Below are 13103 nucleotides of genomic sequence, written 5' to 3' on the forward strand. Positions count from 1 at the left end.
CGAAGAAACGGACTGGTGGGTACATGGCGGTTTCGAAGGATAAACTGGTCACGATCAAACCCCCGCCAATTCAGAAAGCGAATAGAATTCTGTCGGAGCCACGATCAGTTCCAGCCCGACTTTTCCGGCCACGATCATGACCAGTACCGCCAGCAAAACCCGCAGCTGCTCAGCCTTCAGCCGGGCGCCGACCATGCTGCCGAACTGGGCCCCAACGACACCTCCGATCAACAGGAACAAGGCCAGCACGATGTCCACGCTGAAGTTGGTCGAAGCGTGGATCATCGTCGTAAACCCGGCCACGAAAATGATCTGAAACAGCGAGGTTCCGATCACCACCTTTGTCGGCATTCCCAGGATATAGATCATTGCCGGAACCATGATGAACCCGCCGCCAACGCCCATGATGGCCGACAGGATTCCGACGCCAAAGCCGACCAGGATGGGTGGAATGACCGAGATGTACAGGTTTGACTCGCGGAACCGCATTTTGAACGGCAGTGCATGAACCCAGGTGCGTTGGCGGCGTGCGGTCGGTGCGGTGCCGCCCGCTGCCCGTGACCGGCGAATTGCACGCAGGCTCTCAATGAACATCAAGGTGCCGATGAGGCCTAGAAACACGACGTAACACAGCTGGACCGCCAGATCGACCTGCCCCAAATGCTTGAGATAGTTGAAGACGAGCATTCCCAGCGTCGCGCCCAGCAGGCCGCCGCCCAGCAGAACCGATCCCATCTTCAGGTCTACGGTCCTGCGCTTGAGATGTGCCATCAGCCCGGAAAACGAGGATGCCACCACCTGGTTGGCCGATGTCGCCACGGCGACTGCAGGTGGAATGCCAATCAGAAACAGCAGTGGCGTGATCAGAAAGCCGCCTCCCACTCCGAACATGCCGGACAGAACGCCCACGGAAACACCAATCGCCAGCAGGACAAACGGGCTAACGGATACTTCGGCTATGGGAAGGTAGACGTGCATACCCTCTTAGAGCGCTTGCGGCATGCAAAATCAACTCTGCATGCCGCTTTGCAGCAAACAGGACTGAAAAGCAGTCCTGAACTGGCCTTATCAGCGCTCTTTCACATAAGGCTCGCCACCGGCCCTTGGCGGGACCGCTTTGCCGACGAAACCTGCCAGGATCACCACGGTCAGGATATAGGGCAGCGCGTCCATGACCTGAACGGGGATTATGATGCCGCCCAGGTCGATATTCTGGAACCGCAGAGCGACAGCCTGCAGCAGCCCGAACAGTAAACACGCCCACATGGCGTGCCATGGCCGCCACTTGGCAAAGATCAGTGCGGCCAGTGCGATGAAGCCCCGGCCGGCCGTCATGTCTTTGACGAACCCTGCCTGCAACGCAGTAGCCAAATAGGCCCCGGCGATGCCACACAGCACGCCACAGATGGCGACGGCTGCGTAGCGAAGCCCCACCACCGAGACGCCCGCAGTGTCCACTGCCGCCGGGTTTTCACCCACGGCGCGCAGGCGCAGGCCAAAGCGGGTGCGGAACAGCACCCACCAGGTGGCGGGCACCATCAGGAACGCCACGTAAACAAGAATCGAGTGGCCTGAGAGCAATTCGGCGTAGATGGGACCGATGATCGGCACACCGCTCAAAGCTTCTGCGAAGGGGAAGTTGATCGGCTCAAACCGGCCACCCCCGAACAACGACGGAGTGCGGCCGCCTTGCTGGAACCAGTCCTGGGCCACCAGCACTGTCAAGCCGGCAGCCAGGAAGTTGATGGCGACACCGGAAATCAGCTGGTTCCCCCGGAACGTGATCGAGGCAAGCCCGTGCAGGCCAGACAGCACCAAGGACGATGCGATGCCGGCCAGCAGGCCCAGCCATACCGACCCGGTGACGGCGGCAACGGCGGCCGAGAAGAATGCGGCCATCAGCATCTTGCCTTCCAGGCCGATGTCGAAAATGCCAGCGCGTTCCGAATACAAGCCGGCCAGACAGGCCAGAAGCAGCGGCGTGGCCAGGCGAATGGTCGAGTCCAGAACCTGGACGATCGTCAGGAACAACTCCATCAGTTCGCCTCCTTCCGCAGAGCCAGGAACAGCTTTTCAAGCGGCATGCGGACCATGTTGTCCAGCGCTCCGGTGAACAGGATCACCAGCGCCTGGATCACCACGATCAGCTCGCGCGGGATCGACGTCCACAGGGCCAGTTCCGCGCCCCCCTGATAGAGGAAACCAAACAGGATGGCCGCCAGGAACACGCCGAACGGGTGCGAGCGGCCCATCAGGGCCACCGCGATGCCGATAAAACCCGCGCCCTCGGTCGAGTTGAGAACCAGCCGCTCGGCCTCACCCATGACGTTGTTGATCGCCATCAGGCCCGCCAGAGCGCCCGAGATCAGCATCGCCACGATGGTGATACGCACAGGCGAGATACCGGCATAGACCGCACCGGTTTCCGAATGCCCATAAGCCCGGATTTCATAGCCCAGGCGGGTGCGCCAGATCAGCGCCCAGACGACGATGCAGGCGATGACCGCGATGATCAGCGAGATGTTGGCCGGAGCCGCCTTGGAGAAGTTGATCCCGATCGGGGCCAGCATCTCGTGCAGGGTGGGCAGATGTACCGCCTCGGCAAAGCGGGCGGTGGCCGGGTCTTGCGAGCCGGCCGGTCGCATTACGTTGACCAGCATGTAGTTCAGCAGCGCCGCGGCGATGAAGTTGAACATGATCGTGGTGATCACGATATGGCTGCCGCGCTTGGCCTGCAGATAGGCCGGTATCGCAGCCCAGGCCGCGCCGAACAGCATGCCGGCAGCCATCGCAGCCAGCAGAGCGATGCTCCAATGCGGCCAAGGCACATAGAGGCACACCATGGCAACGCCCAGTCCGCCCAACATGGCCTGGCCTTCGCCGCCGATGTTGAACAAACGCGCGTGAAAGGCCACCGCAACCGCCAGACCTGTGAACATGAAGTTGGTGGCATAATACAGGGTGTAGCCCCAGCCATAGGTCGACCCCAGCGCGCCGGTGACCATCAGGTTCACCGCCTCGACCGGGTTTTCGCCAATCGCCAGAATGACCAGTGTCGACAGGATTGCGGCCAGGATCAGACTGATGAGCGGGATCAGAATGACGTCGGCCCATTTGGGCATCTTATCCATGTTACGCGGCCTCCCCCGCAACACCGGCCATCAACAGGCCCAGTTCTTTTTCATCCGTTTCATGGGGCAGGCGCTCGCCCATGATATGTCCGTCGAACATCACTGCAATCCGGTCGGATAGAGAGAAGATCTCTTCCAACTCGACCGAGACCAGCAGGATCGCCTTGCCCTGATCGCGCAGGGCGACGATCTGCTTGTGAATGAACTCGATCGCGCCGATGTCCACGCCGCGGGTCGGCTGGCCCACCAGCAGCAGGTCGGGGTTCCGCTCGATTTCGCGCGCCACGACGATCTTCTGTTGGTTCCCGCCCGAGAAATTCTTGGCCGACAGCCAGCCATTCGGCGGACGCACGTCGAATTTCTCAATCTTGCGTTCTGTGTCGGCGCGCAGGGCGGCGTTGTTCATGAAAATCCCGCGCTGATAGGCGAGGTCGCGGTGGTAGCCGAAGGCCACGTTTTCCCAGGCGTGGAAGTCCATGATCAGACCTTCGCGTTGCCGGTCCTCGGGCACATGGGCGATGCCTTGGGCGCGCCGGGCCTGACCGTCCGCCTCGGGCCCGCTGAGCGCCAGAGGCGTACCATTCAGTTTGATCACGCCTGATCCCGGGCGCATCCCGCCCAACACTTCGAGCAGCTCGGACTGCCCGTTGCCGGCGACGCCCGCGATGCCCACGATCTCGCCGGCGCGGACGGTCAGGTCGATGCCTTTGACGCGCTCGACGCCCGCCGAATCCGTCACCCGCAGGTTCTCGATTTCCAGAGTGGGCTTGCCGGGCTTGGCCGGAACCTTGTCGACCCGCAGCAGAACTTTGCGCCCGACCATCAGCTCGGCCAGCTCCTCGGGGTTGGTCTCGGCGGTCTTGACCGTGGCGGTCATCTGGCCGCGGCGCATCACCGACACGGTGTCGGTGGCTTCCATGATCTCGCGCAGCTTGTGGGTGATCAGGATGATGGTCTTCCCCTCTGCGCGCAGCCGGTCGAGGATGCGGAACAGCTGGTCGGCCTCGGCCGGGGTCAGCACCCCGGTGGGTTCGTCCAGAATCAGGATTTCCGCCTTGCGGTACAGCGCCTTGAGGATTTCGACCCGCTGCTGCATGCCCACGCCGATCTCGTCGATGCGCTTGTCGGGGTCCACGAACAGCTCGTATTCTTCCTCGAGCTCTTTCAGCTCTTTCCGGGCCTTGGCCAGCGAAGGGGCCAGCAGCCCGCCATCTTCGGCGCCCAGAACGATGTTTTCCAGAACGGTGAAATTCTCGACCAGCTTGAAATGCTGAAAGACCATGCCGATACCCGCGACGATCGCGGCCTGGCTATCGGGGATGTCGGTCTTTTTGCCGTTGATCCAGATTTCACCTTTGTCGGCCTTGTAGAAGCCGTACAGAATGCTCATCAGCGTGGATTTGCCCGCACCGTTTTCACCGATGATCCCGTGGATCGTGCCGGGGGCGACGCTGATCGAGATGTCCTTGTTCGCTTGAACTGGCCCAAAGGCTTTGGAAATCCCTTTGAGCTCGATGGCGGGGACTGTCATGTCTTGTCCTCGATTGCCGTAGAAGCTGCGCTGATTTCGCGATCATTCGGTCGTGGCGAAACAGCGGCATGAGTGGATGCGGGACGGGAGGTTTCCCCCGCCCCGCGCGATATCAGAACTGCAGTGCCGGGCAGCTGTCGTTCTCGTAGTAGCTGACGACGGTGACATTGCCGTCGATGATGTCGCGGCGTGCCTTTTCGACGGCGGCCTTCATCTCGTCGCTCACCAGCGAGGCGTTGTTTTCATCCATGGCAACGCCGACACCGTCCTGTCCCAGACCCATGGTGAACTTGCCGGTTTCGACATCTTCGCCTGCTTTCATGGCGTCATAAACGGCCACGTCCACGCGCTTGAGCATCGAGGTCAGAACCTTGCCCGGGTGCAGGTGGTTCTGGTTGCTGTCCACGCCGATCGACAGGATGCCTTCGTCGGCTGCGGTCTGCAGAACACCGACGCCGGTACCGCCTGCGGCAGCGTAGATCACGTCAGCGCCTTGGCTGATCTGAGCTTTGGTCAGCTCCGAACCCTTCACCGGGTCGTTCCAAGCGGCCGGGGTGGTGCCGGTCATGTTGGCTACGACGTTGATGTCAGGGTTCACGGCCTTCGCGCCCTGGGCGTAGCCGCAGCCAAAGTGCCGGATCAGCGGAATGTCCATGCCACCGATGAATCCGACCGTACCCGACTTGGATGCCATCGCGGCCATCATGCCGACCAGGTACGAACCTTCATGCTCGGCGAACGAGACCTGGCGGATGTTAGGCGCGTCCAGCCAGCTGACGTCGACGGCAACGAACTTGGTGTCGGGATAGTCAGGTGCGACGGCGGCCAGCGGATCAGCCATGGCAAAGCCCATGGTGATGATCGGGTTTGCACCGGCTTCAGCGAAGCGACGCAGGGCTTGTTCGCGCTGCGCTTCCGACTGCAGCTCGATTTCGCGATAGGATTTGCCGGTTTGGTCGGCCCAGCGCTTGGCGCCGTTATGGGCTGCTTCGTTGAACGATTTGTCGAACTTGCCGCCCAGATCGAAGATGATCGCCGGTTCGGCCAGCGCCGCACCTGCGGTCAGTGCAAACGCGGCGGCCGCGCCCATCAAGGATTTCATCAGGGTCATCATATACTCCCGTTGTTTTTTATGGCTTCGGGGCAGGGGCTTTTGCCCAGCCCCGCTCAGAGCGAGCAGAACTGCTGTGATAGCGGCAATTAAGGCCGTCTGAAACAGCCATGGTCAACCGCTTTTTGACCATTTGGTCTCAGAAATGCCCGGCTTTCGTCAGGGTAGCGCGCGCTCCATCAAGATTGCATCTACTTTGTCAGCCTTGCCGCGCCGGTAATATCCCGGCCGAAGACCGCAGCGCGCATAGCCGCAACTTTGGTAGAGTGCAATGGCGGCCGCGTTGTCCGATGCCACCTCAAGAAACGCCCGGCGCGCACCCAGATTGTGAGCCTTGTCATGCCAAGCCTGCATGCAGGCGCGGCCCAGACCCTGCCGCTGATGATCGGGATGCGTCGCGATGGTCAGCAGCTCGGCTTCGTCGCCGATGACCTGGATCAGGGCAAATGCTGATTTGTTTCCAACAACATGGGTGAAGCGGTTGGCAAGCAGATCAGCGAATTCATCGGCGGTCCAGGGGCGGGACTGGGTGAAAGCCGCGCCGTGGGTCTCGGCCATTTCCTGTGGGGTCATGGGTCCAGCAAAGGCGGCGGCGTATCGCGCGACGGGGCGGCGTCTGCGGCACGAACGTACAGGGGGGCCGGGGGACCGGACACAAGGTCAACACGTTCGGATGCAATCCGGGCGATGGCCCGGACGACTGCATCCGCATCGTCGCACAAAAACAGAGCGCCAAGTGATTCTGCCTGTTCCTGCGTCATCAATTGCGGTGTCCCGTCGGGCGCTTGCAGGTAAACTTGGTCGCGGGGGGCGGGAATTGCAGGGATCCGCCCTTCAGGTGCTAAGGCCGCAAGGGCTTCAAGGCCCGAAATGCCGATTGCCGGCTTGTTCAATCCAAGCGCCAGCCCTCGGGCGGCAGAGACCGAGATGCGAATTCCTGTGAAATTGCCCGGACCCGTCCCGACACCGATCGCGTCGATATCCGCCCAAGAAACCCCGCCTTCTGCCAGGATGTCCTGAAGCAAAGGCATCAGGCGTTCCGCCTGGCCGCGGGTCATGGTTTCGGCGCGGCTCACGACGATGTCAGGCCCGCGCAGCAAAGCGGCCGCGCAATGCGCGGCCGATGTGTCAAATGCCAGAATTGTCTGATCAGACGGCAACAGGGCGAACCTCAGTCACCTCGGGGATGTAATGGCGGAGCAGGTTCTCGATTCCCATCTTCAGGGTCAGCGTCGAGGACGGGCAGCCTGCGCAGGCCCCTTGCATATGCAGGTAGACGACGCCGCGGTCAAAGCCGTGGAAGGTGATGTCACCGCCGTCCTGCGCCACGGCGGGGCGCACGCGGCTGTCCAGCAATTCCTTGATCTGGTTTACGATTTCCGAGTCCTCACCCGAATGTTCAGCATGGCCGGACGCGGTTTCCACCCCGGCTCCCATCACCGGCTGGCCGGATTGGTAGTGCTCCATCACGGCGCCCAGGATGGCGGGTTTGATGTGGTCCCACTGCACGCCGTCGTCTTTGGTGACGGTCACGAAGTCATTGCCGAAGAAAACTCCGGTCACACCGCTGACCGCAAAGATGCGCTGCGCCAGCGGCGAGTTCTGCGCGGCTTCGGCAGTCGGGAAATCCGCTGTACCGGCCTCGAGCACGGTCTGACCGGGCAGGAATTTCAGCGTGGCCGGGTTGGGCGTGGATTCGGTCTGGATGAACATGGCGCGCTCCGTATCAGTTGGCTCTGATATGCGCGTCAGTGGCCGGGAAGTCAAGATTTGGAACGGTTCTAAATAGCTGCGGCCTGTCGGATTGCCATGTCCAGCCGGTCATCGCCCCAATAAAGCTCCTCATCCACGACAAAACTGGGGGCGCCGAAGATCCCCAGCGATTTGGCGCGGGCAACCTGTTCAAACAGAGAACTCTTGATGTCAGCGTCCGCGGTCCGGTCGATCATGTCCTCGGGGAGGCCGGCGGCGGACAGGGCGCTGCGAAGAACAGGCTCTTCGGAAATGTTCAGGCCTTGGCCAAACTGCGCGGCAAAAACGGCGCGGGAGAATGCAGCGCGCGCTTCACGTTGAGGGATGGCGAGCGCAAGGCGTGCGGCCTTCAGGCTGTTTTGCGGAAACTCGGCAGGTCGGGTCAGGGGCAGGCCATGCTGCCGGCAAAGCCGTTCCATGTCGCGCCACATGTACCGCCCCTTGGCCGGATAGATGTTGAACGGTGAGGTTTTCCACCCCTGTTCGGCAAAAATGGGACCCAGAAGGAATGGCTGCCAGTCCACCTGCACGCCACAGGCTGTCGCGTCCCGTTCGACCCGCATGGCGCTGAGGTAGGAATAGGTCGAGGCGAAATCGAACCAGAAGTGCAGGGTGGCGGGCATCAGGTGATCTCTTCGAGCTTCTCCTTGCTCAGGTCGCCCGGAACGATGGTGATCGGAATCGGCAAGCTGCCGGAATTCCGCGTCAACTGAGTGACCAGTGGACCCGGGCCCTTCTTGTCGGTACCCGCACCCAGAACAAGGACGCCGATCTCGGGATCCGAGCGGACATGCTCAATGATCTGCGGAACGGGTTCACCCTCGCGGATCGCCAGTTCCGGCTCGATCCCCTGCTTGTCGCGCATCCATTTGGCAAATACCTCGAAATGCGCATGGATACGCTCGCGGGCTTCTTCCCGCATCACTTCGGCCACGCCGATCCAGTGGTTGAACTCGTCCGGAGGAATGACCGAGAGGATGGTCACCCCCCCGCCCGTATGCGCAGCACGCATTGCGGCGAAACGCATGGCGTTCAGGCACTCGCGGCTATCGTCAAGAACTACAAGGAACTTGCGCATGAATGTCCTCTTCGGTTTTCGGGATCATGCCCGAGCATTCGGTGTCTGGCAACTCGGGCCGCGACGGGCCTTCGCTTATTGGTTGCTGGCCGCCCAGTCCCAGTAGAGCGCGCGCGTGCGGCGCGTGATAGGGCCAATCTGATATTGCGTGTCGTCCAGTGCGGTCACGGGCGTGACCTTGTTCATGTTGCCGGACATGAACACTTCGTCCGCGTCGTGAAAATCGTCGAAGGTCAGAACAGTTTCGTGAACCGTCACACCGTCGCGCCGCAGATTGTCGATGTGCCGCGCACGGGTGATGCCTGCAAGGAAGGTGCCGTTCGGTGCCGGAGTAAACACCTCGCCATCCTTGGCCATGAAGATGTTGGCCGTTGCGGTTTCTGCCACGTTGCCCATGGCATCGGTCACCAATGCGTTTGAGAACCCCTTGGATCGTGCTTCCGCCAGCATTCGGGCGTTGTTTGGATAAAGGCACCCGGCCTTGGCGTTGACGACCGCGCTTTCCAGAACCGGGCGGCGGAAGCGGGTGGTCGTCAGCGTGACCGAGGCCGCCTCGGGCGCCATCGGGATTTCTTCGAGGCAGATGGCAAAGCCTGTGCTGTCACCCTGCGGCACGATCGCCGTCGCGTCTCCGTCGATCCCCCAATACATCGGGCGAATGTAGACGGCGGCCTCGGTCGGGTAAGCTTCAAGACCTTCGCGGATCAGTTCGACCATCTGTTCGGTGGTCACGGTCGGAGTGAGCATCAGTGCCTCGGCCGAGCGGTTCACCCGGTCGCAATGCGCCGCCAGATCGGGCGCCATTCCGTCAAAATAGCGCGCGCCGTCAAACACCGATGATCCAAGCCAGGCCCCGTGGTCCGCAGCCCGCATGATCGGGGCATCGCCATCGTGCCATGTGCCATCGAAATAAGTGCGGATATTCTTGCCGACTGCCATTGTGCCCTCCGTCAATTCCGCCGAACCGTAGGAGCGCGCGCGCCCAAGGTCCAGCAGATTATCCGGCCGACGATGGCAACACGTCGCGCTTGACCATCGCGCGCAGGGCGAAGTTGGAGCGCAGGTTGCGGATGCCCGGAATCTGCATCAGCCGGTTCTCCAGAAACGCGTCGAAGGCGGTCAGGTCACGCGCCACGACGCGCAGCAGGATGTCGCGCGAGCCTGTCATGAGGTAGCACTCCATCACCTCATCGCATCGCAGGATGGCGCGTTCGAAGGCGTCGATGGCGTTGCGGTCCTGTTTCTCAAGTTCGACAGACACGAAAATCGTGACGCCAAAGCCCAGCTTCTCGGGGTCGACCTGCGCCGAATATCCGGTGATCACCCCGTCGCGGCGCAGGCGGTCCAGGCGTCGCGCGCAGGGTGTGGGCGACAGGCCCACCTTTTCGGCCAGGTCAAGAACGGTCATGCGCCCGTCCTGCTGCAGCGCGCGCACGATCTTGCGGTCGATCTGATCCATGGAGAAAATCCCTAAAATGGTCGGCTCAGATTACCATTATCTCCAAGAGAGATAAGTTGACCAGCATGCATTGGCGAAAATCACTCGGTCCGATGTGGCAGACTCAGTCTGTCTTTCCGGAGGAGCAAAATGGAAATAACCACGATTGACGCGCCAGATCACGAGCGTGTGGTCGAATTCAAAGACGCCGCCAGCGGGCTTTCGGGCTTTGTGGCGATCCACTCCACGCAATTGGGGCCTGCAGCGGGCGGGGTGCGGATGCGCACCTATGGCCACCCGTCCGAGGCGCTGGACGATGCGCTGCGCCTGTCGCGGGGCATGACGTACAAGAACGCCGCGGCCGATCTGCCGCTGGGCGGGGGCAAGGCCGTGATCATCGGCGACCCGAGCGCGGACAAGACGCCTCGGTTACTGCAAGCCTTCGGGCACGTGGTCCAAAGCCTTGGTGGCCAATACTGGACGGCCGAGGACATGGGGATGACCCCGGCCGACATGGCCCATATCGGCACCGAAACCGAATATGTCGCCGGTCTGCCCGATGGCCCGTTCGCCAGCGGCGACCCGTCGCCCGTCACTGCCCGCGGGATTTTCAACGCTGTCCGCGTCACCGCGCGGCATCGGTTCGGGTCCGGGGATCTGAGCGGCAAGACCGTCTCGGTGCAGGGGCTGGGCCATGTGGGCGAACATCTGTGTGCGTTGTTGCATGACGCTGGGGCAAAACTGGTGATCACCGACATCGATGCGGGCCAGACCGCCCGGCTGGGGGACCGGTTCGCAGCGCAGGCCGTCGCGCCCGATGCGATCTATGCGGCCGAGGCGGATATTTTCGCGCCCTGCGCCATCGGCGGCATCCTGAACGAAACCAGCATTCCGCTTCTGAAGGTCAGCGCGGTGGCCGGAGGGGCCAACAACCAGTTGGCAACTGATGCCGACGCGCAGCGCCTGCATGACCGCGGCATCCTCTATGCTCCGGATTTCGTGGCCAATGGCGGCGGGATCGTGAACGTCGCAACCGAGATCCTGAAGATCAGGGATCGCGAAGCCTGGGTCGGTCAGCGGCTCGAGGCGCTGGAGCGGACGATGGACCGCATCCTGACCCGCGCCAAGGTCGATGGCGTCAGCCCCCATGCGGTGGCCGAATCCATCGTCGAGGAAAAACTGCACCCGCAGGCCGCCTGACCTGCAACGAAAAACGCCGCCCCGGATCAGGGGCGGCGCTGAAGTTTCTGTCTGGGTCTCAGGCGCGGCCGGCGCCCACCATCCCCACGATCTCGTAGGTGCGGCTGAGGATCGGAGCCGCGATTTCCCGCGCCCGTTCTGCGCCACGGTCCAGAATCCTGTCGATCTCGGCCTGATCGCCCATCAGCCGCGCCATCTCGGTCGAGATCGGCGACAGCTTTGCGACCGCCAGATTGGCCAGCATCGGCTTGAATTCACCGAACTGCTTGCCTCCGACCTCGGCCAGAACCTGCTCGACCGTCTGATCGCTGAGCGCGGCATAGATGTTGACCAGGTTGCGCGCCTCGGGGCGGTCTTCCAGCCCGTCCACTTCCGATGGCAGGGCATCGGGGTCGGTCTTGGCCTTGCGGATCTTCTTGGCGATGGTGTCGGCATCGTCGGTCATGTTGATCCGGCTCATGTCGGACGGATCCGACTTGGACATCTTCTTGGCCCCGTCGCGCAGGCTCATCACGCGGGTCGCCGCGCCCTCGATCACCGGCTCGGTGATCGGGAAGAAATCGACGCCATAGTCGTGGTTGAACTTGATGGCGATGTCGCGGGTCAGCTCGAGATGCTGTTTCTGGTCGTCGCCCACCGGGACATGGGTCGCGTGATAGACCAGAATGTCGGCGGCCATCAGCGAGGGATAGGCGAAAAGGCCCAGCGAGGCGTTCTGCTGGTTCTTGCCCGCCTTGTCCTTCCACTGGGTCATGCGCTGCATCCAGCCCATGCGCGCAACACAGTTGAAGATCCAGGCCAGTTGCGCGTGCTCGGGCACCTGCGACTGGTTGAACAGGATCGACTGCTCCGGGTCGATGCCGGCGGCGATGAAGCCCGCGCACAGCTCGCGCGTGGAATGAGCCAGTTCTTTGGGGTCCTGCCAGACGGTGACCGCGTGAAGATCGACCATGCAGTACACGGTCTCCATCTCCGGCCCCTGCATATCCACAAAACGCTTGAGCGCACCAAGGTAGTTGCCAAGATGCAGGTTTCCCGAGGGCTGAATGCCGGAAAACACGCGCGGCGTGAACTTGGTTTCGGTCATGGAAGGGAACTCCCGTCTGGAAAAATAAGCCTCCGTCGCTTACCCATGAGGCAAAGGGACGTCAACAGCCGCGAAAGGCCCGCCCAATGAGCAGCGAGCATTACACACCCCCCGTGAACCCCCTGCCACCCGTGGTGGTAGCGCTGGTCTTGTTCATCATGGGGATCGAACTGGCCTTCACCCTCGGCACGCGCGGCCTGGTCGGCGGACCGGGCGCGGTGGGCTGGCGGCTGGAGGCGATCCAGCGCTATTCCTTCTCGGCCGACATCTTCGACTGGATGGTAATGAACGGGCGTTGGCCGGTCGAGCATGTGATCCGGTTCTTCACCTACCCCTTCGTGTCAGGCAGCTTTACCCAGGCGCTTTTTGTCTGCGTCTTCGTTTTGGCGATGGGCAAGATGGTGGGCGAGGTCTTTGGCGGTTTTGCGATGCTGGTGATCTTCGTGCTGTCGGGTGTGGGCGGGGCGCTGGCCTATGCGGTGCTGCTGGACCCGCGCTATCCGCTGGTCGGGGGCTTCCCGCCGGTCTACGGCCTGATCGGTGCGTTCACCTGGCTGCTGTGGCGCAGGCTGTCGCTGGTCGGAGAGAACCAGGCGCGGGCGTTCCAGTTGATCGCGGTGCTGATGGGCATCCAACTTCTGTTTGGGCTGATCTTCGGCGGCACCTCGGATTGGGTGGCCGATCTGGGCGGGTTCGCGACCGGGTTCGGGCTGTCGTTTTTCGTGGCGCCGGGTGGATGGGCGCGGCTGGTGGGGCGTATCCGGCGGGACTGAGG

General features: G+C 62.2%; 15 protein-coding genes. 2 read left to right on the forward strand and 13 right to left on the reverse strand.

Annotated elements, in window-relative coordinates; all coding sequences use genetic code 11:
- Nucleotides 1-54 precede the first annotated feature (54 nt).
- From GOW72_RS16920 to GOW72_RS16975, 12 genes are all read right to left on the reverse strand, one after another.
- On the reverse strand, nt 55-978 hold the full coding sequence (locus GOW72_RS16920) for a sulfite exporter TauE/SafE family protein (protein ID WP_170343308.1): 924 nt from the start codon (nt 976-978) through the stop codon (nt 55-57).
- A 90-nt stretch (nt 979-1068) separates the two neighbouring features.
- Nucleotides 1069-2037 (reverse strand): ABC transporter permease, encoded by a 969-nt coding sequence (locus tag GOW72_RS16925; protein ID WP_170367643.1) that lies wholly within the window; start codon nt 2035-2037, stop codon nt 1069-1071.
- The gene (locus GOW72_RS16930; RefSeq protein WP_170367644.1) at nt 2037-3131 is read right to left on the reverse strand and encodes an ABC transporter permease; all 1095 of its coding nucleotides are present in this window, start codon (nt 3129-3131) and stop codon (nt 2037-2039) included. Before GOW72_RS16930 ends, GOW72_RS16925 begins: the two co-directional genes overlap by 1 nt.
- A gap of 1 nt (nt 3132) precedes the next feature.
- Nucleotides 3133-4662 (reverse strand): ABC transporter ATP-binding protein, encoded by a 1530-nt coding sequence (locus GOW72_RS16935; RefSeq protein ID WP_170367645.1) that lies wholly within the window; start codon nt 4660-4662, stop codon nt 3133-3135.
- A gap of 112 nt (nt 4663-4774) precedes the next feature.
- Nucleotides 4775-5773 (reverse strand): BMP family lipoprotein, encoded by a 999-nt coding sequence (locus GOW72_RS16940; RefSeq protein WP_170367646.1) that lies wholly within the window; start codon nt 5771-5773, stop codon nt 4775-4777.
- 159 nt (nt 5774-5932) lie between these two features.
- Nucleotides 5933-6346 (reverse strand): ribosomal protein S18-alanine N-acetyltransferase, encoded by a 414-nt coding sequence (gene rimI, locus GOW72_RS16945; protein ID WP_170367647.1) that lies wholly within the window; start codon nt 6344-6346, stop codon nt 5933-5935.
- Entirely contained in the window at nt 6343-6933 is a 591-nt protein-coding gene (gene tsaB / locus GOW72_RS16950) for a tRNA (adenosine(37)-N6)-threonylcarbamoyltransferase complex dimerization subunit type 1 TsaB (protein ID WP_170367648.1), read from the reverse strand. The genes rimI and tsaB overlap by 4 nt, the downstream gene beginning before the upstream one ends.
- Nucleotides 6923-7486, reverse strand: a complete 564-nt coding sequence (locus tag GOW72_RS16955) for a NifU family protein (RefSeq protein WP_093963451.1) — start codon at nt 7484-7486, stop codon at nt 6923-6925. Before GOW72_RS16955 ends, tsaB begins: the two co-directional genes overlap by 11 nt.
- A 68-nt stretch (nt 7487-7554) precedes the next feature.
- Nucleotides 7555-8148: a 2-hydroxychromene-2-carboxylate isomerase gene (locus tag GOW72_RS16960; protein ID WP_170367649.1), complete on the reverse strand. Its 594-nt coding sequence runs from the start codon at nt 8146-8148 to the stop codon at nt 7555-7557.
- On the reverse strand, nt 8148-8603 hold the full coding sequence (locus GOW72_RS16965; RefSeq protein WP_170342153.1) for a universal stress protein: 456 nt from the start codon (nt 8601-8603) through the stop codon (nt 8148-8150). Before GOW72_RS16965 ends, GOW72_RS16960 begins: the two co-directional genes overlap by 1 nt.
- 75 nt (nt 8604-8678) lie before the next feature.
- A complete protein-coding gene (locus tag GOW72_RS16970) occupies nt 8679-9542 on the reverse strand; it encodes a branched-chain amino acid aminotransferase (RefSeq protein ID WP_170343301.1) in 864 nt (287 codons plus the stop codon).
- 58 nt (nt 9543-9600) lie between these two features.
- Nucleotides 9601-10062, reverse strand: a complete 462-nt coding sequence (locus GOW72_RS16975; RefSeq protein ID WP_170343300.1) for an Lrp/AsnC family transcriptional regulator — start codon at nt 10060-10062, stop codon at nt 9601-9603.
- Nucleotides 10063-10191: 129 nt separating this feature from the next.
- Here GOW72_RS16975 and GOW72_RS16980 point away from each other — a divergent pair, with 129 nt between their 5' ends.
- Nucleotides 10192-11241: a Glu/Leu/Phe/Val family dehydrogenase gene (locus GOW72_RS16980; protein ID WP_170367650.1), complete on the forward strand. Its 1050-nt coding sequence runs from the start codon at nt 10192-10194 to the stop codon at nt 11239-11241.
- Between the two features lie 58 nt (nt 11242-11299).
- On the opposite strand, the gene trpS is transcribed toward GOW72_RS16980, so the two are convergent.
- Nucleotides 11300-12328 carry a tryptophan--tRNA ligase gene (gene trpS / locus GOW72_RS16985; protein ID WP_170367651.1) on the reverse strand — a complete coding sequence of 343 codons (1029 nt, stop codon included), beginning with the start codon at nt 12326-12328 and terminating at the stop codon, nt 11300-11302.
- 86 nt (nt 12329-12414) lie between these two features.
- Here trpS and GOW72_RS16990 point away from each other — a divergent pair, with 86 nt between their 5' ends.
- Nucleotides 12415-13101 (forward strand): rhomboid family intramembrane serine protease, encoded by a 687-nt coding sequence (locus tag GOW72_RS16990; protein ID WP_170342144.1) that lies wholly within the window; start codon nt 12415-12417, stop codon nt 13099-13101.
- The last annotated feature ends 2 nt before the right edge of the window (nt 13102-13103 follow it).

It is taken from the genome of Ruegeria arenilitoris (assembly GCF_013032855.1).
GTDB lineage: Bacteria > Pseudomonadota > Alphaproteobacteria > Rhodobacterales > Rhodobacteraceae > Ruegeria > Ruegeria arenilitoris.

What these genes read in the sequence shown, in the direction of transcription:
- GOW72_RS16920 (WP_170343308.1), bottom strand. Translation starts at nt 978, where the DNA reads ATGCACGTCTACCTTCCCATAGCCGAAGTATCCGTTAGCCCGTTTGTC.
- GOW72_RS16990 (WP_170342144.1), top strand. Translation starts at nt 12,415, where the DNA reads ATGAGCAGCGAGCATTACACACCCCCCGTGAACCCCCTGCCACCCGTG.
- GOW72_RS16960 (WP_170367649.1), bottom strand. Translation starts at nt 8,148, where the DNA reads ATGCCCGCCACCCTGCACTTCTGGTTCGATTTCGCCTCGACCTATTCC.
- rimI (WP_170367647.1), bottom strand. Translation starts at nt 6,346, where the DNA reads ATGACCCCACAGGAAATGGCCGAGACCCACGGCGCGGCTTTCACCCAG.
- GOW72_RS16955 (WP_093963451.1), bottom strand. Translation starts at nt 7,486, where the DNA reads ATGTTCATCCAGACCGAATCCACGCCCAACCCGGCCACGCTGAAATTC.
- GOW72_RS16970 (WP_170343301.1), bottom strand. Translation starts at nt 9,542, where the DNA reads ATGGCAGTCGGCAAGAATATCCGCACTTATTTCGATGGCACATGGCAC.
- GOW72_RS16940 (WP_170367646.1), bottom strand. Translation starts at nt 5,773, where the DNA reads ATGACCCTGATGAAATCCTTGATGGGCGCGGCCGCCGCGTTTGCACTG.
- GOW72_RS16930 (WP_170367644.1), bottom strand. Translation starts at nt 3,131, where the DNA reads ATGGATAAGATGCCCAAATGGGCCGACGTCATTCTGATCCCGCTCATC.
- GOW72_RS16925 (WP_170367643.1), bottom strand. Translation starts at nt 2,037, where the DNA reads ATGGAGTTGTTCCTGACGATCGTCCAGGTTCTGGACTCGACCATTCGC.
- GOW72_RS16965 (WP_170342153.1), bottom strand. Translation starts at nt 8,603, where the DNA reads ATGCGCAAGTTCCTTGTAGTTCTTGACGATAGCCGCGAGTGCCTGAAC.
- GOW72_RS16975 (WP_170343300.1), bottom strand. Translation starts at nt 10,062, where the DNA reads ATGGATCAGATCGACCGCAAGATCGTGCGCGCGCTGCAGCAGGACGGG.
- GOW72_RS16935 (WP_170367645.1), bottom strand. Translation starts at nt 4,662, where the DNA reads ATGACAGTCCCCGCCATCGAGCTCAAAGGGATTTCCAAAGCCTTTGGG.
- trpS (WP_170367651.1), bottom strand. Translation starts at nt 12,328, where the DNA reads ATGACCGAAACCAAGTTCACGCCGCGCGTGTTTTCCGGCATTCAGCCC.
- GOW72_RS16980 (WP_170367650.1), top strand. Translation starts at nt 10,192, where the DNA reads ATGGAAATAACCACGATTGACGCGCCAGATCACGAGCGTGTGGTCGAA.